At 68.7% G+C, this 21,752-nt stretch carries 21 protein-coding genes and 1 tRNA gene; 16 read left to right on the top strand and 6 right to left on the bottom strand.

Going from position 1 to position 21,752, the window contains the following annotated elements:
• Positions 1-3: 3 nt before the first annotated feature.
• Positions 4-678: a glutathione S-transferase gene (locus ACZYRS_RS05580; protein WP_463418435.1), complete on the bottom strand. Its 675-nt coding sequence runs from the start codon at positions 676-678 to the stop codon at positions 4-6.
• A gap of 119 nt (positions 679-797) precedes the next feature.
• On the opposite strand from ACZYRS_RS05580, the gene ACZYRS_RS05575 reads away from it, so the two are divergent.
• Positions 798-1,793, top strand: a complete 996-nt coding sequence (locus tag ACZYRS_RS05575) for a trypsin-like peptidase domain-containing protein (RefSeq protein ID WP_463418434.1) — start codon at positions 798-800, stop codon at positions 1,791-1,793.
• On the opposite strand, the gene ychF is transcribed toward ACZYRS_RS05575, so the two are convergent.
• Positions 1,783-2,874, bottom strand: coding sequence for a redox-regulated ATPase YchF (ychF, locus tag ACZYRS_RS05570; RefSeq protein ID WP_463418433.1), 1,092 nt, complete (start codon positions 2,872-2,874; stop codon positions 1,783-1,785). The two genes, ACZYRS_RS05575 and ychF, sit on opposite strands and share 11 nt — an antisense overlap.
• A 201-nt stretch (positions 2,875-3,075) precedes the next feature.
• Between ychF and ACZYRS_RS05565 the strand changes: the two genes are divergently transcribed.
• The 6 genes from ACZYRS_RS05565 (at position 3,076) to rbsD (ending at position 9,271) form a co-directional block, all read left to right on the top strand.
• The gene (locus tag ACZYRS_RS05565) at positions 3,076-4,029 is read left to right on the top strand and encodes a substrate-binding domain-containing protein (protein WP_463418432.1); all 954 of its coding nucleotides are present in this window, start codon (positions 3,076-3,078) and stop codon (positions 4,027-4,029) included.
• A 124-nt stretch (positions 4,030-4,153) separates the two neighbouring features.
• The gene (locus ACZYRS_RS05560) at positions 4,154-5,767 is read left to right on the top strand and encodes a sugar ABC transporter ATP-binding protein (RefSeq protein WP_463418431.1); all 1,614 of its coding nucleotides are present in this window, start codon (positions 4,154-4,156) and stop codon (positions 5,765-5,767) included.
• Positions 5,764-6,750 (top strand): ABC transporter permease, encoded by a 987-nt coding sequence (locus ACZYRS_RS05555; protein ID WP_198786582.1) that lies wholly within the window; start codon positions 5,764-5,766, stop codon positions 6,748-6,750. Before ACZYRS_RS05560 ends, ACZYRS_RS05555 begins: the two co-directional genes overlap by 4 nt.
• Positions 6,751-6,798: 48 nt before the next feature.
• The gene (locus ACZYRS_RS05550) at positions 6,799-7,896 is read left to right on the top strand and encodes a LacI family DNA-binding transcriptional regulator (RefSeq protein ID WP_198786583.1); all 1,098 of its coding nucleotides are present in this window, start codon (positions 6,799-6,801) and stop codon (positions 7,894-7,896) included.
• The gene (gene rbsK, locus ACZYRS_RS05545) at positions 7,893-8,876 is read left to right on the top strand and encodes a ribokinase (protein ID WP_463418430.1); all 984 of its coding nucleotides are present in this window, start codon (positions 7,893-7,895) and stop codon (positions 8,874-8,876) included. The genes ACZYRS_RS05550 and rbsK overlap by 4 nt, the downstream gene beginning before the upstream one ends.
• Entirely contained in the window at positions 8,873-9,271 is a 399-nt protein-coding gene (rbsD, locus tag ACZYRS_RS05540) for a D-ribose pyranase (protein ID WP_463418429.1), read from the top strand. Before rbsK ends, rbsD begins: the two co-directional genes overlap by 4 nt.
• A gap of 1 nt (position 9,272) precedes the next feature.
• On the opposite strand, the gene ACZYRS_RS05535 is transcribed toward rbsD, so the two are convergent.
• Positions 9,273-10,154 carry an MOSC domain-containing protein gene (locus tag ACZYRS_RS05535; RefSeq protein ID WP_463418428.1) on the bottom strand — a complete coding sequence of 294 codons (882 nt, stop codon included), beginning with the start codon at positions 10,152-10,154 and terminating at the stop codon, positions 9,273-9,275.
• Between the two features lie 142 nt (positions 10,155-10,296).
• Between ACZYRS_RS05535 and ACZYRS_RS05530 the strand changes: the two genes are divergently transcribed.
• The 5 genes from ACZYRS_RS05530 (at position 10,297) to ACZYRS_RS05510 (ending at position 15,527) form a co-directional block, all read left to right on the top strand.
• Positions 10,297-11,007, top strand: a complete 711-nt coding sequence (locus tag ACZYRS_RS05530; RefSeq protein WP_463418427.1) for a hypothetical protein — start codon at positions 10,297-10,299, stop codon at positions 11,005-11,007.
• Positions 11,001-11,738 carry a hypothetical protein gene (locus ACZYRS_RS05525; protein WP_463418426.1) on the top strand — a complete coding sequence of 246 codons (738 nt, stop codon included), beginning with the start codon at positions 11,001-11,003 and terminating at the stop codon, positions 11,736-11,738. The genes ACZYRS_RS05530 and ACZYRS_RS05525 overlap by 7 nt, the downstream gene beginning before the upstream one ends.
• A 66-nt stretch (positions 11,739-11,804) precedes the next feature.
• The gene (locus ACZYRS_RS05520) at positions 11,805-12,932 is read left to right on the top strand and encodes an FAD-dependent monooxygenase (RefSeq protein WP_463418425.1); all 1,128 of its coding nucleotides are present in this window, start codon (positions 11,805-11,807) and stop codon (positions 12,930-12,932) included.
• A 40-nt stretch (positions 12,933-12,972) separates the two neighbouring features.
• Positions 12,973-13,695, top strand: a complete 723-nt coding sequence (locus ACZYRS_RS05515; RefSeq protein ID WP_198786590.1) for a DsbC family protein — start codon at positions 12,973-12,975, stop codon at positions 13,693-13,695.
• Positions 13,695-15,527 carry a M61 family metallopeptidase gene (locus tag ACZYRS_RS05510; protein WP_463418424.1) on the top strand — a complete coding sequence of 611 codons (1,833 nt, stop codon included), beginning with the start codon at positions 13,695-13,697 and terminating at the stop codon, positions 15,525-15,527. Before ACZYRS_RS05515 ends, ACZYRS_RS05510 begins: the two co-directional genes overlap by 1 nt.
• Here ACZYRS_RS05510 and ACZYRS_RS05505 read toward each other — a convergent pair.
• Complete coding sequence (locus tag ACZYRS_RS05505; RefSeq protein ID WP_463418423.1) at positions 15,524-16,114, bottom strand: DUF2325 domain-containing protein; 591 nt, start codon at positions 16,112-16,114, stop codon at positions 15,524-15,526. The genes ACZYRS_RS05510 and ACZYRS_RS05505 overlap by 4 nt on opposite strands.
• 138 nt (positions 16,115-16,252) lie before the next feature.
• Here ACZYRS_RS05505 and ACZYRS_RS05500 point away from each other — a divergent pair, with 138 nt between their 5' ends.
• The gene (locus ACZYRS_RS05500) at positions 16,253-17,032 is read left to right on the top strand and encodes an enoyl-CoA hydratase (RefSeq protein ID WP_463418422.1); all 780 of its coding nucleotides are present in this window, start codon (positions 16,253-16,255) and stop codon (positions 17,030-17,032) included.
• Positions 17,033-17,053: 21 nt separating this feature from the next.
• Here ACZYRS_RS05500 and ACZYRS_RS05495 read toward each other — a convergent pair whose 3' ends face one another.
• Together ACZYRS_RS05495 and ACZYRS_RS05490 are read right to left on the bottom strand one after the other, a co-directional pair.
• The gene (locus ACZYRS_RS05495; RefSeq protein ID WP_463418421.1) at positions 17,054-18,433 is read right to left on the bottom strand and encodes a hypothetical protein; all 1,380 of its coding nucleotides are present in this window, start codon (positions 18,431-18,433) and stop codon (positions 17,054-17,056) included.
• Positions 18,430-19,095: a sigma-70 family RNA polymerase sigma factor gene (locus tag ACZYRS_RS05490; RefSeq protein ID WP_198786594.1), complete on the bottom strand. Its 666-nt coding sequence runs from the start codon at positions 19,093-19,095 to the stop codon at positions 18,430-18,432. Before ACZYRS_RS05490 ends, ACZYRS_RS05495 begins: the two co-directional genes overlap by 4 nt.
• A 135-nt stretch (positions 19,096-19,230) precedes the next feature.
• Here ACZYRS_RS05490 and ACZYRS_RS05485 point away from each other — a divergent pair, with 135 nt between their 5' ends.
• The 3 genes from ACZYRS_RS05485 (at position 19,231) to ACZYRS_RS05475 (ending at position 21,428) form a co-directional block, all read left to right on the top strand.
• On the top strand, positions 19,231-20,754 hold the full coding sequence (locus tag ACZYRS_RS05485) for a vWA domain-containing protein (RefSeq protein ID WP_463418420.1): 1,524 nt from the start codon (positions 19,231-19,233) through the stop codon (positions 20,752-20,754).
• Between the two features lie 53 nt (positions 20,755-20,807).
• Positions 20,808-20,884: transfer RNA gene (locus tag ACZYRS_RS05480), tRNA-Met, on the top strand.
• A 232-nt stretch (positions 20,885-21,116) separates the two neighbouring features.
• Positions 21,117-21,428, top strand: coding sequence for an HAD domain-containing protein (locus ACZYRS_RS05475; RefSeq protein WP_463418419.1), 312 nt, complete (start codon positions 21,117-21,119; stop codon positions 21,426-21,428).
• Positions 21,429-21,752: the final 324 nt, after the last annotated feature.

The raw sequence follows: 21,752 nt of genomic DNA, 5'->3' as shown, positions 1-21,752 counted from the left end.
GCCTCAGCTCAACAGGCCGTAGGGACCGCCGCGTTCCAGCGCGCGCTTGTAAGCCGGTCGCGCATGGATGCGCTCGAGGTACCCCATGAGCTTCGGCCGTTTCGCATCGAGCCCGCCGCGCGCCTGCGAGGCCTCGACCACGAAGCTCATCTGGATGTCGGCGCCCGTGAATTCATTGCCGGCGAACCACTCGCTCTTGCCCAGTTCGGACTCCATGTAGTTCAGGTGGCTCGCGATGTTCGGGTTGATGAACGCCGACTTCGCCTTCGCTGCGATGGCCTTGGCCACCGGCTTGGCGAAGAAGGGCATCTTGCTCGTCTCGATCCGGTCGAACACCAGCTTGAGCAACAGCGGCGACATCGCCGTGCCCTCGGCGAAATGCAGCCAGTAGCGATAGCGCAGCGCCTCGGGCTTGCCGGCCGCGGGCGCAAGGCGGCCGTGGCCGTAGCGCTCGATCACCGTCTCGATCACCGCGCCCGATTCCGCGAGCGTGAGGCCGTCGTCCGTCGTCACCACCGGCGACTTGCCAAGCGGGTGAATGGCCTTGAGCGAAGCGGGCGCCAACATGGTTTGCGGATCGCGCTGGTAGTGGACGATCTCGTACGGCAGTTCGAGTTCTTCGAGCAGCCAGAGCACGCGCTGCGAACGCGAGTTGTTGAGATGGTGGACGGTGAGCATGGGGCGAGCCTTGTGGGTGAATTCGGGGCGCGCGCAGTCTAACAACAGGGCCGTTGGCAACGGCGACTCAGCGCCATCGCCTACGGCAACCGAAGCGCGCGCTTCCTAGACTCGGGTCGATGAAGAAATACATCCGGCCTTGCAAGCCCCTGGCAGCCGGCCTCTGGCTCGGCGTGCTGGCCTGTCACGCATGGGCGCTGCAGCCCGAGGAAGTTTTTCGCAAGGCATCGCCCGCGGTCTGGACCGTCAAGGGCGACCAGGGCAACAACAAGACATCCGTCGGCAGCGCGGTCGCCGTGACGCCCGCCGCGCTGGCCACGGCGTGCCATGTGGTGAACGGCGCCATGTCGGCCACCGTGACGCAGGGCCAGGCCACCATCAGGATCAAGAGCATCCTGCGCGACCCCGATCCGTCGCGCGACCTGTGCGTGCTGATGACCGAAACGCCGCTTCAGTTGCCCGCCGTGCAGATCGCACCGGCCGACCAGCTGCGCGTCGGCCAGCGCGTGTTCGCCATCGGCAGTCCGCACGGCCTCGAACTCACCCTGACCGAAGGACTGATCTCCGCGCTGAGGCCGAGGGCGCAGGGCCAGTTGCCGATCATCCAGACCTCCGCGCCGGTGTCCTCGGGTTCGAGCGGCGGCGGCCTCTTCGATGACGAAGGCCGGCTGGTCGGCGTCACCGACAGCGTGGCGCCCGGCGGCGCGAACCTGGGCTTTGCCTATCCGGCGCAATGGGTGATGGAGCTGCCGCAGCGCGTGATCGCGGAGATGACGAAGTGGCGCGAGCTGCTCAAGAACGTCGGCGTGGCGCTCGGCCCCAACGGCGAGCCCACGCCCTCGGGCCATGCCGACCTGGCCGACGAGGCCGGCCTGCCGGTCGTCGGCACCGACCCCGGGCAGATACGCGCCGCGTACCGCCAGTTTCTGCTGCAGGCGCGGCCGCGTGCGTTCCTGATCACGAGCGACAACAAGTTCGGCACCGCCACCAATTCAGCCGCGCTGACCGAGCACCTCAAGGGCTGCGCGGAGCGCAAGGTGGTGTGCGCGGCTTATGCGGTGGACAACACGGTGGTGTGGGGCAAGCAGCAGCCCGCCAAGAGCGCTACGAACTGAACAGGAAGTTCATCACGTCGCCATCCTTCACGACGTATTCCTTGCCTTCCGACCGCATCTTCCCCGCGTCCTTGGCGCCCTGCTCGCCCTTGAAGGCGATGTAGTCGTCGAACGCGATGGTCTGGGCGCGGATGTAGCCCTTCTCGAAATCGCCGTGGATCACGCCGGCCGCTTGCGGGCCGGTGTCGCCGATGTGGATGGTCCAGGCGCGCACTTCCTTCACGCCGGCGGTGAAGTACGTCTGCAGGCCGAGCAGCTTGAAGGCCGCGCGGATCAGGCGATTGAGGCCCGGCTCGTCCTGGCCGATTTCAGCGAGGAACATCTTCTTGTCCTCGTCGTCCATCTCGGCGAGATCCGCTTCGATCTTGGCGCAGATGGCGACCACGGGTGCGCCCTGCTTGGCCGCGTATTCGCGCAGGCGGTCCAGGTAGGGGTTGTTCTCGAAGCCGTCCTCGGCCACGTTGCCCACGAACATCGCGGGCTTGGCGGTGATGAGCGTGAAGCTCTTGACCAGCGGCTGCTCTTCCTTGGTGAACTCGAGCGCGCGCACCGGCGTGTTCTCGTTCAACGCGGCCTGGCAGCGCTCCAGGAGGCCGACGAGCTTCTGCGCTTCCTTGTCGCCCGAGCGCGCCACCTTGGTGTGGCGGTGCAGCGCCTTCTCGACCGTGGCGAGGTCGGCCAGGCACAGCTCGGTCTGGATCACTTCGATGTCGGAAATCGGGTCGACCTTGCCGGCCACATGGATCACGTTGTCGTCGTCGAAGCAGCGCACCACGTTCACGGTGGCATCGGTCTCGCGGATGTGCGCGAGGAACTTGTTGCCCAGGCCTTCGCCGGTGCTGGCGCCGGCCACGAGGCCGGCGATGTCGACGAACTCGACGATGGCGGGCACCACGCGCTCGGGATTGACGATCGCGCTCAGTTGCGCAAGCCGCGGATCGGGCACTTCCACCACGCCCACGTTGGGCTCGATGGTGCAGAACGGATAGTTTTCCGCTGCGATGCCGGCCTTGGTCAACGCATTGAAAAGAGTGGATTTACCGACGTTGGGCAGGCCGACGATGCCGCATTGCAAACTCATGGGAGGTCCTCTTGGGTAACCCGCGATTTTAGGCGACCATGGTTTCATGCCCGCGCTTCCGGTCTTCGGCCACTTCCGCCATCGCCCGAAAGCTCAGGGTTAAACCCGATTAGCAAACGTTTGCGCAAACGTTTTCGTTGGTTAATATCGGAGCCCCCGGCAGAGACCGGCGTACCGCTCAACCACCTCAGGAGACACACCATGAAGTTCACCCGCCGCACCCTGCAAAGCGCCGCCGCGCTCACGCTGCTGGGCGCCATCGCCGCCACGCCCGCCTTCGCGCAGGACAAGCCCAAGGTCGCGCTGGTCATGAAGTCGCTGGCCAACGAGTTCTTCCGCACCATGGAAGACGGCGCCAAGGCGCACAACAAGGCCAACGCCGCCAAGTACACGCTGGTGGCCAATGGCATCAAGGACGAGACCGACACGGCCGCCCAGATCAAGATGGTCGAGCAGATGGTGGCCCAGAAGATCAACGCGCTGGTCATCGCGCCGGCCGATTCGAAGGCCCTCGTGCCGGTGATCAAGGCCGCGATCGACAAGGGCATCCTGGTGGTCAACATCGACAACCAGCTCGACGCCGCGGCGCTCAAGGAAAAGGGCATCCAGGTGCCCTTCGTCGGCCCCGACAACCGCGCCGGCGCCAAGCTGGTGGGCGATGCGCTGGCCAAGGAGCTGAAGGCGGGCGACAAGGTCGGGATCATCGAAGGCGTCTCGACCACCTTCAATGCGCAGCAGCGCACCCTCGGCTACCAGGACGCCATGAAGGCCGCCAACGTGACGGTGGTGGGCGTGCAGTCGGGCCAGTGGGAAATCGACAAGGGCAACACGGTGGCCGCCGGCATGATGCGCGAGCACCCCGATCTCAAGGCGCTGCTTGCCGGCAACGACAGCATGGCGCTGGGCGCGGTGGCAGCGGTGAAGGCCGCGGGCAAGACCGGCAAGGTGCTGGTGGTGGGCTACGACAACATCGGCGCGATCAAGCCGATGCTGGCTGACGGCCGCGTGCTCGCCACCGCCGACCAGTTCGCCGCCAAGCAGGCGGTGTTCGGCATCGAGACTGCCCTCAAGGCCATCGCCGACAAGAAGAAGCAGTCGGAGATGCCCGCCGAAGTGAAGACCGACGTGGTGCTGGTCACCAAGGCCTCCAAGTAAATGTTGCTCGCCCCCAGGCTTCGCGCACTTCGTGTCGCTTCGCCAATCCCCTACCGGGGGCAACACCAACGGCCCGGCAAAAGCCGGTTCCGTGGTGTTTCTGGAATGAAGAGGTTGCCCATCGATGGCTGATAACGATCGCAGCGCGCCGGTGCTCTCGCTGAGCGCGCTCGGCAAGGACTACGCGGCGCCGGTGCTGGACGACGTGTCGATCGTGCTGAACGCCGGCGAAGTGCTCGCCCTCACGGGTGAGAACGGCGCCGGCAAAAGCACGCTCTCCAAGATCGTCTGCGGCCTGGTGCAACCCACGCGCGGCCAGATGCTGCTGGACGGCAAGCCCTTCCAGCCCGGCTCCCGCCGCGATGCCGAGCGCCTGGGCGTGCGCATGGTGATGCAGGAACTGGGGCTGGTCACCACGCTGTCGGTGGCCGAGAACCTGCTGCTCGACCGCCTGCCCAACAAGACCGGCTGGATTCGCAAGGCGAAGCTCCACGAGCTGGCCGCGCGCCAGCTCGCCAAGATCGGCATGGAGAACATCGACCCCGCCACGCCCGTCGCGCGGTTGGGCATCGGCCAGCAGCAGATGGTGGAAATCGCGCGCAACCTGCAGGACGACACGCGCGTGCTGGTGCTCGACGAGCCCACCGCCATGCTCACGCCGCGCGAGACCTCGCACCTCTTCGAGCAGATCGAGCTGCTGAAGGCGCGCGGCGTGGCGATCGTCTACGTGTCGCACCGCCTGGAAGAGCTGCAGCGCATCGCCGACCGCGTGGCGGTGCTGCGCGACGGCAAGCTGGTGGACGTGCGCGCCATGGCCGGTGTGCGCGAATCCGAACTCGTGCAGCGCATGGTCGGCCGCGCGGTGCACGAGCACGAAGGGCGCGCCCGCCGCGTCGCCGGACCGGTGCTGCTGAGCGCGCGCGGCCTCGGCCGGGCGCAGATGGTGCGCGATGTCGACATCGACCTGCGCGCCGGGGAAATCATGGGCCTCGCGGGTCTCGTCGGCTCGGGCCGGACCGAGCTGGTGCGCCTCCTGTTCGGCGCCGACCGCGCGGACCGCGGCGAGATTTCGCTCCACGACCCGAAGGCTGGCGCAGAGCCGGTACAGCGCGTGCGCAAGGGCTGGCGCTCGCCGATGCAGGCGATTCGCGCCGGCATCGGCCTCGTCACCGAAGACCGCAAGTCGCAGGGGCTGCTGCTCACGCAATCGATCCGCGTCAACGCGACGCTCAGCGACCTGGGCGCGATCTCGCACGCCGGCTGGCTGCAGCGCGCCAAGGAGCGCAGCATCGCGCGGCAGTTGGTGGAGCTCTTGCGCATCCGCTCGCGCAGCATCGAACAACCCGTCGCCACGTTGAGCGGCGGCAACCAGCAGAAGGTGGTCTTCGCGCGCTGGCTGCACCGCGAATGCAAGGTGCTGCTGCTGGACGAACCCACGCGCGGCGTGGACGTCGGTGCGCGCGCCGATCTCTACGCCGAACTCGACCGCATGACCGACGCCGGCAAGGCGCTCCTGATGGTCTCGAGCGACCTGCGCGAACTGATGGCGATGTGCGACCGCATCGGCGTGATGAGCGCGGGCAAGCTGGTCGCGGTGTTCGAGCGCGGCGAGTGGAGCGAACAATCGCTGCTCGCCGCCGCCTTCAGCGACGCGACCGGACGCCCCGCGGCCGCCTCATCCACGACTCCCGTCCCCGATTCGAACCCGGCCCAACCGGCCACTGCCGAGACACCATGAACGCAGCCGTCCCGACAACCAATCCGCGCACCTCCGCACTCAAGGGCCAGCTGGGCACCTACCTCGGCCTCACGATCGTGCTGGTGGGCATGGTCGCGCTCTTCGGCTCGATGAGCGAATACTTCCTCACGCGCGACACCTTCATCTCGATCGCCAACGAAATCCCCGCGCTCGCCGTGATGGCCGTGGGCATGACCTTCGTGCTGATCATCGCGGGCATCGACCTGTCGGTCGGCTCGGTGCTCGCGCTCAGCGCGGCCGTCACCGCCGCGGCCATCCTCGAATGGAAGCTCTCGGTGCCGCTGGCCGCGGTGCTCGGCCTGGCCACCGGCCTCATCTGCGGCACGGTGACCGGTGCGGTGTCGGTCGCCTGGCGGCTGCCGAGCTTCATCGTCTCGCTGGGCATGCTCGAAGCGGTGCGCGGCGGCGCGTACCTGGTCACCGACTCGCGCACGCAGTACGTGGGCGATGCGATCTCGGGCCTGGCCGCGCCGTGGATCGGCGGCATCTCCGCCGCCTTCGTGCTCGCGGTGGTGCTGGTCGTCGTCGGGCAGATGGTGCTCACGCGCACGGTGTTCGGGCGGCATGTGGTGGGCATCGGCACGAACGAAGAGGCGATGCGCCTGGCAGGTGTCGATCCTCGGCCGATCCGCATCATCGTGTTCGCGGTCACCGGTCTTCTCGCGGGCCTCGCGGGCCTGATGCAGTCGGCCCGCCTCGAAGCGGCCGACCCGAACGCGGGCGTCGGCATCGAACTGCAGGTGATCGCGGCCGTGGTCATCGGCGGCACCAGCCTCATGGGCGGGCGTGGCTCGGTGGTCAACACTTTCTTCGGCGTGCTGATCATCGCGGTGCTCGAGGCCGGGCTGGCGCAAGTGGGCGCGAGCGAGCCGAGCAAACGCATCATCACGGGCGCCGTGATCGTGGTTGCGGTGATCATCGACACCTTGCGCCAGCGCCGCGCGGACCGCCGCCTGGCCTGACGCGTCCTGACGATCTGACGCTTCCCACGGAACGAGGAACAACAACCCATGGCCACCATCAAGGACGTCGCGCTGCGCGCGGGAGTCTCCGTCACCACCGTCTCGCATGTGGTCAACGACACGCGCCATGTGAGCGCCAAGGGCCGCGAGCGCGTCGAGCTCGCCATTCGCGAGCTGGGCTACGTGCCCAACGCGATGGCGCGAAGCTTGAAGAGCAACACCACCTCGACGCTCGGGATGCTGATTCCGAACAGCTCCAACCCCTACTTCGCCGAGATCGTGCGCATCGTGGAAGACCGGTGCTTCGGCGCCGGCTACACGCTGGTGCTGTGCAACACCGACGACGAGCCCCGCCGCCAGAGCGTGTACCTGCAGGTGCTGGCCGAGCGCCGCATCGACGGGCTGATCGTGGTGTCCACGGGCGACGACGATTCGCTGGTGACGCAACTGCAGGGCCTGCGCATTCCCACGGTGCTGGTGGACCGCGAGATCGCCGACCCGAGCTGCGACCTGGTGGAAACCGCGCACATGCAGGGCGGCCTGCTCGCGGTGCGGCACCTCCTGTCGCTCGGCCACAAGCGCATCGCCTGCATCGGCGGGCCCGAGGGCCTCACGCCCAGCGAACAGCGCATCGAGGGCTGGCGCATGGCGCTGGCCGAGACCGGATCGGCGCCGAACGCCGATGCGCTGCTGTGGCGCGGCGCGTTCACCAGCCAGAGCGGCTACGAGGCGATGCACGCCATCCTGCGGACGGAAAACCCGCCTTCGGCCGTGTTCGTCTGCAACGACCTGATGGCCATCGGCGCGCTGCGCGCCGCGCATGAAAGCGGCGTGCACGTGCCCGACGAACTCTCGATCGTCGGCTTCGACGACATCGAACTCTCGGCCTACACCAGCCCGCCGCTCACCACCGTCGCGCAGCCCAAGGAGCGCATCGGCGCGCTGGCGGTCGACATGCTGCTGGAGCGCGTGGGCGGCAAGCGGCGCGATGCGCGCAAGGTGGTGCTGCAGCCCGAGCTGCGCGTGCGCGCCTCGACCGCGCGCCATGCGAGCTTTCGCGAACCCGCCGCGCCCACGCCTTCTTCTGCAGCGCCCGCATCGAGCGCGGCGCCTTCAACGGAAAACCGAAAGTCCCGCACCCCGTGAGTCCGAAGCCTTCTTCCCGCAGCCCCGAACCGTCGTCGGTGCCCCCGGTGCCACCCCGCATCGTGGTGCTCGGCAGCCTCAACATGGACCTGGTGCTGCGCGTCCCCCACGCACCGGCCGCGGGCGAAACCCTGATCGGCCATTCGATCGCCAACATCCCCGGCGGCAAAGGCGCCAACCAGGCCGTGAGCTGCGCGCGCGAAGGCGGCCAGGTGCGCATGATCGGCTGCGTGGGCGACGACGCCCACGGCCGTGCGCTGCGCGAATCGCTGGAGCGCGACGGCATCGACACCGCCGCGCTGCGCACTGTCGATGCCGAGCCCACCGGCACGGCGCTCATCCTGGTGGAAGACAGCGGCCAGAACCGCATCGTGATGATCCCCGGCGCCAACGCGAAGGTCGAGATCGACGAGGCCGCGCTGCGCGAGCAGTTGCAGGGCGCGGCCTTTCTCGTGATGCAGTTCGAGACGCCGATGGAGCAGGTCGCACGTGCCATCTCGGTGGCGCACGAGGCAGGCTGCAAGGTGCTGCTGAATCCGTCGCCGGTGCAGGCGATCGCCGAGCCGCTCTGGCCGCGCATCGACACGCTGGTGGTCAACGAGATCGAGGCCCAGACGCTATGCGGCCAATCGGCCGACAGCCCGCAAGACGCCGCGCTCGCGGGCCGGGCGCTGCGCGCCAAGGGCATCGCGCGCGTGGTCGTCACGCTGGGCGCGCGCGGCGCGGTGGCCATCGACGCCGACGGTGCGCGCCACCATCCCGCGCCGAAGGTGCAGGCCGTGGACACCACCGCCGCCGGCGACACCTTTCTCGGTGCGCTCGCCGTGGCGCTCGGCGAGGGCCAATCGTTCGACGAAGCCGTGCGCCTCGGAATCCGCGCCGCGGCGCTGTGCATCCAGCAGCCCGGCGCCCAGCCCTCCATTCCGCAGCGCGACGCCGTGCTGCAAAGCCCCCTGCCTCCCGACTGGATCACGCTGTGAAACGCTCTCCCCTCCTGCATGCCGAACTCTCGCAAGTGATCGCCGCGCTGGGGCATGGCGACATGCTGGTCATCGGCGATGCCGGCCTGCCGATTCCCGATGGCCCCAAGCGCATCGACCTGGCGCTCACGCCCGGCATTCCGCGCGTCGCGGACGTGCTCAAGGCGGTGCTGTCGGAGATGCAGGTGGAACGCGCGCTGCTCGCGCGCGAGGCGGTGGAGCAACTGCCCGCCGGCGCGCTGCCCGCCTGGTGCGAGGGCCAACTGGCCATCGTGCCCGAGACGATCTCGCATGAAGAACTCAAGCGCCTGAGCGCGCGGGCCAAGGCGGTGATCCGCACCGGCGAATGCACGCCCTACGCCAACATCATCCTCTGCTCGGGCGTGACGTTCTGAGCTATTCGAAGCGGTAGTTCGCCCCCACCGCCTGCCCGACCTTGAGCATGTATTCGACGCCCTGCACCACGATGCAGTTCATGCCGAAGGTGATGCCGCCATCGACGCGCGCATCCGCGCGGTAGGTGCGCAGCACGTTGCCGACCTCGGGGCTGCTCACGGCGGTGGCCGGGTCGATGTCCGGGATCGGGCAGCGCGTGCAGGGCTTGACCGGCTTGAGCTCGGCCTCGCCTTCGGCCGTGGTGACGTGCAGCGCATCGACGCGGTCTTCGTCGTGCGACTCGATGCCGGCCAGCACGATGTTGGGCCGGAAGCGCTCGATGCCGACCGCCTCGTGCCCCGCCGCAGCGAGCCGCTCGTTGAGTTCGGCGAGCGATCCTTCGCTCGCCACCAAGAGCGGATAGCCGTCGGCAAACTGGTTCAGCGCCTCGACACCGTCGGTCCACTTCAGGCTCGACAGCCGCTTGTGTTCGGGGTCGAAGCGCACCAGCCGCAGGGTCTGCGGCTTGCCGGGCTCGGAGAGGAAATCGCTGAACCACTGGGCGGCGATGTCGCCCATGTCGTAGGCGGCCACTTCGTCTTTCCACACGCGCACGCGCACCGGTTTCTCGACGCGGTCGAAGGCCAGGTGCAGGGCCAGCATGCCGGGGGCGCGCAGCACCACTTCCATGTGCTTCATCTGCGGCCTGATGAGCGCCATGCGCGGGATCTGGCGCTGGGTGACGAACTCGCCGTTGGCATCGACCACCATCCAGGCCCGGTCGAATTCGAGGCCGGTTTCGGTCAGCAGCATTTCATTGAGTTCGACGCCGGCACACGACTTGACGGGGTAGACGAACAGGCGCGCGATGGTGGCTTCGAGGTCGAAAACGGGCTGCGACACGGTGGGGCTTTCTTGAAAATCGACCGCGATTGTCCCGCATCGGCACAGCCCGGGGACTTGGCGTTCCCCCGCGAATGGCGTTAAAACCGCGCCTTGCGCCTTTGTGTCCCCGTTGCATCCATCTCCTGGAGAAAGCATCCGCATGGCAGAAGACCTGAGCGAACAGCAGATTCCGATGACCGGGCAGGTCCTGATGCCCACGGGCCTCGCGGCGCTGGTGCGCATTCCGATTCCCGGCACCAACCTGTGCATCGAGCTGGACCCGCGCGGCTGGGTGCCCAAGGGCGGCTCGACCTCGACGCTGTTCTTCCAGGACATCAAGGGCAAGAAGCACCTGCGGCTGGACTACGGCTTCAACGTCAAGACCAACTCGGTGAACTACCACTGGAACGCCAACAATGCCACCGGGCATTTCGGCTACGGCGACCACCAGCCTGCGGGCACGGCGGGCAAGTACGTCTACCAGGCGGCCAAGTATTTCAAGTGGGGCGGACGCATCATCGGCATCGTGGGCATGTCGCTGGACGCGGTCTCGGTCGTGCAGTCGGACCGGCCGATGCGCCGCGCCACCGAGGTGGTGTCGGCCTGGGCGCTGGCACGCGTGGGCTGCGTGGCGGTGGGTGAATACGGCGCGGGTGCGGGCGTGGCGGGTGGGCCCTACGGCATCGCGGCGGGCGGCATCGGCGGCTGCCTGATCGGCGGCATCGCGGGCTACTGGGCCGGCGAGAAGATGGCGCAGGCGGCCTTCATCGTCTACGACTGGGCCGACGAGACGGTCTTCACGCCGCTGCTGCGCGCGGCCGAGTTCGAGGTCAACGCCTTCATGAACGAGATGGGAACGCCGCGATGGTAGGGCGCATCGGGCTGCACACGGTGCGCGCCAGCCTGCCGCCCGCGCTGGAGCTCGGGCAGCTGGGCGTGGGCCAGTCGATGCTGCTGGTGCAGATGGACGATGCGGACGACGAGGCGCTCGACGCGCTGCACCTGGCGATTGCCGAAGCCTTCGTGGCGCTGGGCCGCGTCACCTTCCTGGAAGACGTGGAGCGGCCCACGCTCGGCACGCTGTGGCGCAAGCTCTGGAGCCCGGGGCACCATCGCAGCGACGGCGCCGAATGGACGCCCGAGGAAGACGGCACGCGGCACCGCCGCATCGTGCTGCGCAGCGCGTTCGGAGCGGCGGGCGCCGTGGGCACGGCGCCGGTGGAGCTGGGGCTGACTTCGACCGTGAGGCCCGAGGTGGCGGCGCGCCTGTTCGAATTCTCGGGATGGTTCCAAGGCGCGCAGTTGGTGTTGCTGTCCAGGGCGGCCGCACCCGGCGTGGACGACCGCTTCATCTGCACGCTGGCGGCGGAGAAGAACTGGTCGGTGCTGGACGCGCTGCCGACCGAGGACAAGATGACGGCCGCAGCCTTTCCCGGCGTGGACGGCGCGCTGATGGGCGTCATCGCGCTCGGCGACACCGATGCGCAAGCCATCGCCGACGCGCTCACCGAACGCTTCACCGCGTACGGCCTGCCCTGGCAGGTGCATGCGCCGGCCGAAACCCTGTCGCGCTACGGCCACGCGCTCGCCCAGGGCGCCTGACGCATCGCCCCCTCGCCGGGCGGGGGCGCGGGAACGGGCGCACAACGCAACTCCTACAATCGTCCGATGGCCCTCCCCCCAGAAGTTTGCATTCGCGGCGCCGGCATCGTCGGCCGCACGCTGGCCCTGCTGCTCGCACGCGAACGCGTGCGCGTGGCGCTGGTGGTGCCGCCGGCCACGCAGGGCAAGCAGGACATCCGCGCCTACGCGCTGAACACCGCCTCCCGCACCCTCCTCGAATCGCTGCGCGCCTGGCCCGATGCGGCCCACGCCACCCCGGTGCGCGAGATGCTGGTGCATGGCGACGAAGGCGGCCGCGTGCAGTTCAGCGCGGCGCGCCAGAAGGTCGATGCGCTCGCGTGGATCGTCGATGTGCCGGCGCTCGAACAGCAGCTGGCCGATGCGGTGCGCTTCCAGCCCCAGATCGAAGTCGTGGCCGAGCCGGTGCCCGCGCCGCTCACCGTGGTGTGCGAAGGCAAGGCCAGTGCCACGCGCGAGGCGCTGGGCGTGAGCTACGAAGTCACGCGCTATCCGCAGCACGCGGTTGCGGCGCGCCTGGACGCCGAGCAGTCGCACGACGGCATCGCGCGCCAGTGGTTCAACGACAAGGGCGAAGTGCTCGCGCTGCTGCCGCTGGGCGGCACGCACGGCAAGACGGTCGCGCTGGTGTGGTCGGTCGACCAGCTGCGCGCCCCCGCGCTGCTCGCGCAGGGCGACGACGAATTCAACGCCGCGGTGACCGAGGCGAGCCACGGCGCGCTCGGTGCGCTCCGGCTCGCGAGCGAGCGCGCCGCTTGGCCGCTCGCGCGCGCCATCGCCGACCGCTGGACCGGCGCGATGCCCGGGCAGGCGAATCAATCATGGGCACTCGCGGGCGATGCGGCCCACACGGTGCATCCGCTCGCGGGCCAGGGCCTGAACCTCGGCCTGGCCGATGCGGCCGCGCTCGCCGACGTGATCAAGACGCGCGACTACTGGCGCAGCGTGGGCGATGCGCGCCTCCTGCGCCGCTACGAGCGCGCCCGCCGCGCCGACGTGCTGCAGATGAGCCTGGCGACCGACGGGCTGCAGCAACTTTTCTCGCACAACCTGGGTCCATTGCCTGCGTTGCGCAACTGGGGCATGCGCGGTTTCGACCGCACGCGCCTGGTCAAGCACTGGATCACCGCGCAAGCCATGGGCCTGAAGGCCTGAACGCATGCAGCTTCCACATTCGAACCGAACGGATCTCTAGATGACTCTCGCACGCACCCTTCTTCTTGCCGCCTGCACGCTGGGCGCGGCCATGGCCGCCACCGCCGGCGAAGCCGAGATCCGCAAGAACCTGCCCACGCACATTCCGCAGTTCCCGGCCATCGACGAAGTGACGAAGTCGCCGATCGCCGGCCTCTACGAAGTGCGCGTGAACGGCTCGCAGATCTTCTACACCGACGAGCAGGGCAGCTACCTGATCCAGGGCAACCTGATCGACGCGAAGACGCGCCGCAACCTCACCGAGGAGCGCGTCGAGAAGCTGAGCGAAGTGGCCTTCGACAAGCTGCCGCTGCAGGACTCGATCAAGATCGTGCGCGGCAACGGCAAGCGCAAGCTCGCGGTGTTCGAAGACCCGAACTGCGGCTACTGCAAGCGCTTCGAGAAGGACATGAAGACGGTCAACAACGTCACCGTGTACCTGTTCCTCTACCCGGTGCTGGGTGCCGATTCGACCGTCAAGTCGCGCGACATCTGGTGCAGCAAGGACAAGGGCAAGGCCTGGGGCGACTGGATGGAAACCGGCGCCAAGCCCACCACCGCGGCGGGCAGCTGCGACGTGACCGCGCTGCAGCGCAACGTGGAGTTCGGCCGCAAGTACAACATCACCGGCACGCCCACGCTGATCTTCAGCAACGGCACGCGCACGCCGGGCGCCATTCCCGCAGAGCAGGTCGAGAAGCAACTCGCCGCTTCCGCCAGCTGATGGCGACGAAAGCCGTGTCCCGGCGCGCAGCCGGCGCGCCCGCTGCGGGCGTGCGCTACCGCATCGAGTGCGCGGACCTGCACGCGCACCTCTTCGCCGTCACGCTGACCATCGACGCACCCGCCGCACTGCAGCGCGTGACGCTGCCGGTATGGATTCCGGGCAGCTACCTCGTGCGCGAATTCGCCAAGAACCTGCAGGGCCTGCGCGCCGTGCAGGGGCGCCGCAAGCCCGTGCTCACGCAGGTGGACAAGTGCAGCTGGCTGGTCGATTGCGCGCCGGGCCAGCCGCTGGTGCTGCACTACCAGGTCTGCGCGTACGACAACTCGGTGCGCACCGCGTGGCTGGATGCCGAGCGCGGCTTCTTCAACGGCACGAGCCTGTGCCTGCGCGTCGAGGGGCAGACCGATGCGCCGCACGCGCTCGAAATCGTGGCCCCCGCGTCGATGGCCGAAGGCGCCGCCTGGTCGTGCGCCACGGCGCTCGTGCCCACGAAGATCGACAAGCAGGGCTTCGGCAGCTACGAGGCCGGCGGCTACGACGAACTGGCCGACAGCCCCGTCGAAATGGGCGCCTTCTGGAGCGCCGAATTCGACGCCTGCGGCGTGCCGCACCGCTTCGTGATCGCGGGCGCCGCGGCCTCGTTCGACGGCGACAGGCTCATCGCCGACACCAAGGCCATCTGCGAAGCCGAGATCCGCTTCTGGCACGGCGACAAGGCCGGCAAGCGCGGCGGCCCCAAGCTGCCGATCGACCGCTACGTCTTCATGCTCAATGCGGTGGACGACGGCTACGGCGGGCTGGAGCACCGCCATTCCACGGCGCTCATCTGCAACCGCCGCGACCTGCCGCAGCGCGGCGAAAAGAAAAAGCAGCCCGAGGGCTACACCACGCTGATGGGGCTCATCAGCCACGAGTACTTCCACACCTGGAACGTCAAGCGCATGCGGCCGGCGGAGTTCGCCCGCTACGACTACAGCCGCGAGAACTACACGCAGCTGCTGTGGTTCTTCGAAGGCTTCACCAGCTACTACGACGACCTGCTGCTGCGCCGCGCGGGCCGCATCGACGACGCAGCGTACCTGCGGCTGCTCAACAAGACCATCAACCAGGTGCAGCAGACGCCGGGCCGGCTCGTGCAGCCAGTGGCCGACGCGAGCTTCGACGCCTGGGTGAAGTACTACCGCCAGGACGAGCAGACGCCCAACAGCACGGTGAGCTACTACACCAAGGGCGCGCTGGTGGCGCTGTGCTTCGACCTCACGCTGCGCCACGAAGGCAAGGGTTCGCTGGACGACGTGATGCGCCACCTGTGGACGCACAGCAGCGGCGGGCCGATCAGCGAAGCGGACATCGCGGCCGCGCTCGAAGCGGTGAGCGGCCGCTCGTATGCGCTGGAGCTCGCGCGCTGGGTGCATTCGACCGAGGAGCTGCCGCTCGCGCAGCTGCTGCGCGCGCACGGCGTGGCGACGCTCGAAGACCCGTCGCAGCAGGCGCAGGTGCTCGGCCTGCGCGTGGCCGAAGCCAACGGCAGCGTGCAGGTGAAGGTGGTGCTGCGCGGCGGTGCGGCGGAGAAGGCCGGGTTCTCCGCGAACGACGAGTGGATCGGCATCGAGCTGCCCGCCGGCGGCAAGAAGAAGTCTGCGCAAGCCTGGCGCATCGCCAAGCTCGATGACTTGGCGCTCTACCTGGGCGACGCGACGAAGCTCACAGCCATCGTCGCGCGCGATCGCAAGCTGTTGCGGCTGCCGCTCACGCTGCCGACGGGCGTGACGACCTGGCGCCTGTTCACGCACGACGCCGCCAAAGTGACGGGCTGGCTGGCCGGCTAGCCGGCGTTTTCGGTCGCCGCGGGCTGCTGCCGCACGAACAGCATCGGCTGCGGCTCGCCCACCAGCACGCAGGGCTTGCCGGTGCGCCGGCAATGGTCCTGCACGCGCCAGTAGGCGCCATGGCTCACGCAGCCCGTCTGGCAGATCACGAGATCGGCGGCGCGCAGGCCCGCTTCGAGCGCGAGGTCGTCGGCATCGTCGCCGCCGTCGTGGTGCAGGTAGTGCCCACCGGCGATTTCGACCAGCTGGCGCGCGAGCGACGGCGCCTCTTCTTCGCGGCCGACGCACAGCACCGATTTTTCGCGCAGGTCGGACGGGGCTTGGGCGGCGGGCCGCCGCTCGTGGCGCCGGCTGGCCGGCGACAGCAGCGCGTGCAGGCGCTTGGGCAGCGCACCGCCGACGGCCGCGCGCGCCGCGAGCTCTTCGCGCACCATCGCGATGGCCGAATCGCGCGCCACCAGCGCGCCGCGCAGGCGCACGACCTGCGCCTCCAGCCGCTCGACCAGTGCGGCCTGCTCGGCCAGCAGGCGCGAGCAGCGCTCCTGCACCCGGGCATAGGCCCGCAGCAACACGGCATGTTCTTGCATCGGGAACTCCATGCGGTCATTCTAGATGAGAGCAATTCTCAATTGGAAGGCCGCGGGGCGTCAGCAGGCAAGAAGCCTCGCTCGGTATAGTGGCCCGAGCGGATTTTTCCCTTTTCCCTCACCTTTCCCGGAGACACCATGAGCTACGAAAACATCGAAGTGCGGACCGAAGCAGGCAAGGTCGGCATCATCACCCTCAACCGCCCCAAGGCCCTGAACGCGCTCAACGACGCGCTCATGACCGAGCTGGGCCAGGCGCTCAAGGCCTTCGATGCCGACGAGGCCATCGGCTGCATCATCCTGACGGGCAGCGAGCGCGCCTTCGCGGCCGGTGCCGACATCGCGGCGATGGCCAAGTACAGCTTCATCGACACCTACAAGGGCGACTACATCACCCGCAATTGGGAAACCATCCGCTCGATCCGCAAGCCGGTGATCGGCGCGGTCGCCGGTTTCGCGCTGGGCGGCGGCTGCGAGCTGGCGATGATGTGCGACTTCATCATCGCGGCCGACACCGCCAAGTTCGGCCAGCCCGAGATCAAGATCGGCGTGATTCCCGGCGCCGGCGGCACGCAGCGCCTGCCGCGCGCGGTGGGCAAGAGCAAGGCGATGGACATGGTGCTCACCGCCCGCATGATGGACGCCGCCGAAGCCGAACGGGCCGGCCTCGTGAGCCGCGTGGTGCCCTACGAGAAGCTGGCCGACGAGGCGCTGGGCGCCGCGCTCGTCATCTGCGGCTTCTCGCAGATCTCGGTGATGGCGGCCAAGGAATCGGTCAACCGCGCCTTCGAGAGCGGCCTGAGCGACGGCGTGATGTTCGAGCGCCGGATGTTCCACGCGCTGTTCGCCACGGTCGACCAGAAGGAAGGCATGGACGCCTTCCTGAACAAGCGCGCGCCTGATTTCAAGAACGCCTGAGGGCGATCGCGTGGCGCGCGGTTAGCGCGTCAACAGCGCCCGCAGCGCTGCGAGCGCCTGCGCCGGCGGCGTGCCGACCGATGCGCCGCCGCCGGGCTGCGGCGTCCATCGCACCTGGTCGCCCGCGATCTCGAGCACGGCGACGAGCGTGCCGCCCTGATAGAGCGACAGGCGCGCCTCGACCGGCGCGGCCAGTGGCGCATCGGCCGTCGTGGCCGAGCGGGCCACCGTGTTCACCAATGCCGCCAGCCCTTCGATGTCGCCGCGTGCGTGGCGCACGTCCGCGCCTGCGCGCGTGATGTCGAAGGACGTCCAGCGGTCCAGCGCCGAGAACGATGACGCGCCCGCCGGCGACCTTGCGGCCTTGGCGGCGGCGGCACGTGGCGGGGCCGCATCGCGCAGGGCGCCCGAGACGTCGGCACTCGGACTGCCTCCCCGTGCAACGGAGCCGGATACGTTGCCTGACAGTTCCCGTTGCGAGGGCGCCGGTGCCACTGGCGCTGGCGGCGCGGCCGGCGCAGAGGCCACCGCAGGCGGCGTCCTTTCGGGCACGGCGATGGGCGCAGGCGCCACCGATGGCGCGGGCGGAGCGGCATAGGCAGCACGCCTCTCCTGCTCTCTTTCGTCCTGCGCGCTTTCGCTCTTTTGACGCGCGCGTGCGGACGACTCGGCGACGCCCGGCGCCTGCGCCGCGAGTGCCGGTGGAGGTGCTGCCGCCGCAGGTGCAGGTGCGGGCGCCGGTGCAACGATGGCAGGCGGCGGAGAGATAGGCACCACAGCCGATCGCGCTTCAGCCTGGGCTGCAGTCGGGGCTGGCTCGGGAAGCGTCGCCTTCGCCTCCTGTGCAGGCGACGCCTCAACCTGCTTGCGGGCAGTCGCCGGCGCAGGCTTGCGGGCAGCATCCGCCGTGGCGCGACTTGGCGCCTCCCTGACCGCATCGCGCGCGGGCGCTGCGGGTGCTTCTGCCGCGGGCGCCTGCGGCGCTGCGATTGCGGGGCTGGGCGCGGACTCTGCCGCGGGTGGCGTCGGCGCGGCGGTGGGTGCCGGCGCCGGCGCGCTCGCGACCTTAGCCTCGCCATCGAGCCTCGCATCGGGTATCGGCTCGCGGTGCCACAGCACGGTCACGAAGCCGGCCACGAGCACGGTGGCGAAGGCCGCATTCCAGGGCATGCGCGCGCGCGTGTCGCCGCCGCCGAACAGCCGGCGCCACCAGGGCGCGGCGCTCGCGTTGTTGGCGGCGGAGGCCGGTGGCGCTGCGGCCATGTTGTGCGCCATCTTCAGGATCGCATCGCGCGTGCGCGGATCGGGCGCCGCATCGCGATCGGGCGCATGGTCGAGCGCGCGGCGCAGTGCCGCATCGCGCAGATCGCCGTCGTCGGGAAGATCGATGCCATTGCTCATGCGCGTTGCTCCAGCACCGACAGGTAGCGTTCCATGCAGCCGCGCAGCTTCTGCAGCCCGTAGCGCAGGCGGCTGCGCACCGTCTCGAAACCGATCTCCAGGCTCGCCGCCAGCGCCTCGACGGTGAGGCCGTCTTCGTGGTGCAGCAGGAATGCGGCGCGCTGCTCGGCCGGCAGTTCGTCCAGGCACGCCAGCAGGCGCCGGCCGGCGGCGCGCCAGAAGGCGAGCTCCTCGGCGGACGGATGGGCGGCGGCATCGACCGCCCCGCGCACGCCGCGATCGAGCGTGGGCACGGCATCGCCGTCGTCGTCCGGGTGCGCATCGAGCGTCACCTCGCGGCCGCTCACGCGCAGGCGGTCCATCGCCAGGTTGTGCGCGATCGTGAAGGCCCAGGTGCGCCAGGTGGCGCCCTGCGGCGAGAAGCTCTCGCGCGCCGAGATGATCCGCACCCAGGTGTCCTGGAACACCTCGTCGGCCTGCGCCACGAGCCGCGCGCCCAGGAGGCGCTTGACGAAGCGGAACAGCCCGCCCTCGTGGCGCGCGTAGAGCACGTCGAACGCGGCGGCGTCACCGTGGGCGTAGGCCAGCATCAACTGATCGTCGGGCATGGCGTCGCGCTCGGTGGCGGCTTTGGCGGAAGGGGCGCGTGGGAGCGCAGACATCGGCGGATTTTCACCTGAGCTTGTACGGGCGGCGGAGGGCATCGGGGTTCGCGTCCACAAAAAAAGTCACACGGCTTAACCCCGGGGCCGCGGGCCGGCCGTATCAGCCTGCATTCCACAACCCGGAGTCTTTCCATGGCCCACCCCTTCGCTCCCCGTTTTCGCCGCCCGCTGGTCGTGCTGCTGTGCGCGCAGTTCCTGTGGAGCGCCAGCGGCGCGACCGAGATCCCGGCCGTCGGCAGCAACGCGCGCTGGCCCCAACCGGCCCTGCAGGTCTCGCAGACCGAGCCGAACTTCCAGGCGCCCTCGGCCACGCATTGCGCGCGGCCCGTGCAGACCCACGAGACCCCGGGCGCGCGGAACGCGCAGCTCGAAAGACCCAGGGCCACCCCCGCGCCGACGATGGGGCGCCTGGACGCCGCACCGCCCGAGGCACTGCGCAAGGCGGAACCGGCCGCGGCGGCCGAGAAGAAGGCCTACGGTTCGAGCGCCCGCGAGCTGAGCGCGGCCGTGCCGCCTGTGGCGGCATCTGTGCCCGCACCGGTCGCCGTGGCGCCCATACCCGTATCGCCGGCCCCGCGCGCGAGCATCGCCCAGCCCGCGCAGGCCGGACGCCCGGCCAACGAGCCCGTCACCGCCGGCATGGTCGACGACAACGCCGACTTCAGCGAATACCTGAACTTCCGCCGCCGCACCCAGGTGGCCCACCGCGAGCGCGACGTCAGCATGCGCTACCTGCTCCAGGTGCGCGACGCGCGCGGCGCCGTGGTGCCCGATGCCGAGGTGGCCGTGCAGGCGCCCAGCGGTGCCGCGATGTGGGCGCGCACGGATGCGGGCGGGCGCGCCTGGCTGCATCCGCTCGCCTTCGACCGCACGCACAGCCAGATGTACGAGGTCACGGTCCGCAAGAACGGCCGGCAGGGCACCGCCTTCCTGCAGCGCGGCCAGAAGAGCGCGGTCGACGTGGTGATCGACAAGCCCGGCGCCGCGCCCGCACGCGCCCAGCTCGACCTGGTCTTCCTGATCGACGCCACGGGTTCGATGGCCGACGAGATCGCCAAGCTCAAGGGCACGCTGCGCACCATCGCGGACGAGGTGGCGCGGCTGCCGAGCCGCCCCGACACCTGCTTCGGGCTGGTGGCGTACCGCGACGTCACCGACGACTTCGTCGTGCGCCGCCACGATTTCACCGACAACCTGGACGCCTTCCAGGGCGTGCTCAACGGGCTGCAGGCCGCGGGCGGCGGCGACTATCCCGAGGCGATGAACGAGGCGCTGGCCGAAACCGTCCACCAGCTGAGTTGGCGCGGCACGGGCACCACGCGCCTGGTCGTGCTGTTGGCCGACGCGCCGCCGCACCTGGACTACGGCGGCCCGCAGTACGACGACAGCATGGTCGCGGCGCTGGGCAAGGGCATCAAGGTGTTCAGCGTCGGCGCCTCGGGCCTGGACAAGCAGGGCGAATACATCCAGCGCCAGATCGCCCAGTACACGGGCGGGCGCTTCGTTTTCCTGACCTACAAGGAGGGCGCGAACCCCGCGAGCGGACCGGGCTCGGAGACGCGGCACGACGTGGCGAACTACTCGGTCCAGACGCTGGACCGGCTGATCGTGCGGCTGGTGACGGAAGAATTGGGCAAGCTGCCGGCGGGTGGTTGAAAGAGTCCCGCGGACTGGGCTATAATTTTGGGCTCAGCGCAAAACGCTGAAACGGCTCTTTAGCTCAGTCGGTTAGAGCGATGGAATCATAATCCACAGGTCCGCGGTTCGAATCCGTGAAGAGCCACCAACATTACTTTTGCGGTTGTCCGCTTAAGTCCAAAAGCCCTAAGTAAATCAACTACTTAGGGCTTTTTTCATTGCGCTTACTTCCGCATCGGTCCGGGGTGCTTCCGAGGCATTGTGCAGTAACTGCTTCAGTAACCTCGCCTCCAGACCAAGAGGCGAGTAAGAGTTACTGCAGCGCGCCAAATCCCAATCTCCACGCAACCGTTTGGTGAAAGTGGACTGGAAGGTCCGGAGTGATCCTGTTCCTTGACTTCGATGCCGTGCTCCACCCAGAAGGTGAGGAGCACATCCTCAACGGCGGCACGGATTTCTGCTCCCTGCCACGGCTCGAGACTCTGCTGCGCGAGTTCCCGCATGTGAATATCGTGATCAGTTCATCCTGGCGCGAGCAGGTCCTCTACAAGACCTTGCTGCAGCGTTTCTCCAGCGACATCAGAGCCTGCATCCTTGGAGCCACAACTCATTCAGGCTTCGGCCTCCCGCCGCCGTACAGGAAGCGTGAAGGAGAGATCCTTGCTTGGCTCCCGATCCACGAGGCGGTGTGATGGAGGTCTAGGCCGTCAAGATAGGGGGCACCAGACAGTTAGCCATGGACCGCGCCCACGGCATGAGTGCTGCGCTGCGGCCATCACGACGTCTGCATCGAGCCCGATGATGGACACCCCTTTGTACGAACGAGGTGTCCATCCCATTACTCCAGCGATGGCTCCGTTCTATTTCGGCGACGACAGTTGTGCGACAGAATGTTAGAGTTGTAGCGTTTCCGTTAGCGCAGAGGCCTTGCAATTGCCCTCTGCTAGTTGACTGGACTTCAATAAAACAAGTCAGGGAGCAGTTTCATTGGCACGATGGCCGTTTAGGCGTACCGT

The sequence above is a fragment of the Variovorax sp. AC194 genome (genome assembly GCF_979257995.1).
The sequence above is the reverse complement of the archived record's forward strand: the minus strand, read 5'-3'. Positions and strand labels throughout refer to the sequence as shown.

Bases quoted from the DNA above. Each gene is read 5' to 3' on its own strand.
- ACZYRS_RS05580 (WP_463418435.1), bottom strand. From the start codon at position 678: ATGCTCACCGTCCACCATCTCAACAACTCGCGTTCGCAGCGCGTGCTC.
- ACZYRS_RS05575 (WP_463418434.1), top strand. From the start codon at position 798: ATGAAGAAATACATCCGGCCTTGCAAGCCCCTGGCAGCCGGCCTCTGG.
- ychF (WP_463418433.1), bottom strand. From the start codon at position 2,874: ATGAGTTTGCAATGCGGCATCGTCGGCCTGCCCAACGTCGGTAAATCC.
- ACZYRS_RS05565 (WP_463418432.1), top strand. From the start codon at position 3,076: ATGAAGTTCACCCGCCGCACCCTGCAAAGCGCCGCCGCGCTCACGCTG.
- ACZYRS_RS05560 (WP_463418431.1), top strand. From the start codon at position 4,154: ATGGCTGATAACGATCGCAGCGCGCCGGTGCTCTCGCTGAGCGCGCTC.
- ACZYRS_RS05555 (WP_198786582.1), top strand. From the start codon at position 5,764: ATGAACGCAGCCGTCCCGACAACCAATCCGCGCACCTCCGCACTCAAG.
- ACZYRS_RS05550 (WP_198786583.1), top strand. From the start codon at position 6,799: ATGGCCACCATCAAGGACGTCGCGCTGCGCGCGGGAGTCTCCGTCACC.
- ACZYRS_RS05530 (WP_463418427.1), top strand. From the start codon at position 10,297: ATGGCAGAAGACCTGAGCGAACAGCAGATTCCGATGACCGGGCAGGTC.
- ACZYRS_RS05525 (WP_463418426.1), top strand. From the start codon at position 11,001: ATGGTAGGGCGCATCGGGCTGCACACGGTGCGCGCCAGCCTGCCGCCC.
- ACZYRS_RS05520 (WP_463418425.1), top strand. From the start codon at position 11,805: ATGGCCCTCCCCCCAGAAGTTTGCATTCGCGGCGCCGGCATCGTCGGC.
- ACZYRS_RS05515 (WP_198786590.1), top strand. From the start codon at position 12,973: ATGACTCTCGCACGCACCCTTCTTCTTGCCGCCTGCACGCTGGGCGCG.
- ACZYRS_RS05510 (WP_463418424.1), top strand. From the start codon at position 13,695: ATGGCGACGAAAGCCGTGTCCCGGCGCGCAGCCGGCGCGCCCGCTGCG.
- ACZYRS_RS05505 (WP_463418423.1), bottom strand. From the start codon at position 16,114: ATGCAAGAACATGCCGTGTTGCTGCGGGCCTATGCCCGGGTGCAGGAG.
- ACZYRS_RS05500 (WP_463418422.1), top strand. From the start codon at position 16,253: ATGAGCTACGAAAACATCGAAGTGCGGACCGAAGCAGGCAAGGTCGGC.
- ACZYRS_RS05495 (WP_463418421.1), bottom strand. From the start codon at position 18,433: ATGAGCAATGGCATCGATCTTCCCGACGACGGCGATCTGCGCGATGCG.
- ACZYRS_RS05490 (WP_198786594.1), bottom strand. From the start codon at position 19,095: ATGTCTGCGCTCCCACGCGCCCCTTCCGCCAAAGCCGCCACCGAGCGC.
- ACZYRS_RS05485 (WP_463418420.1), top strand. From the start codon at position 19,231: ATGGCCCACCCCTTCGCTCCCCGTTTTCGCCGCCCGCTGGTCGTGCTG.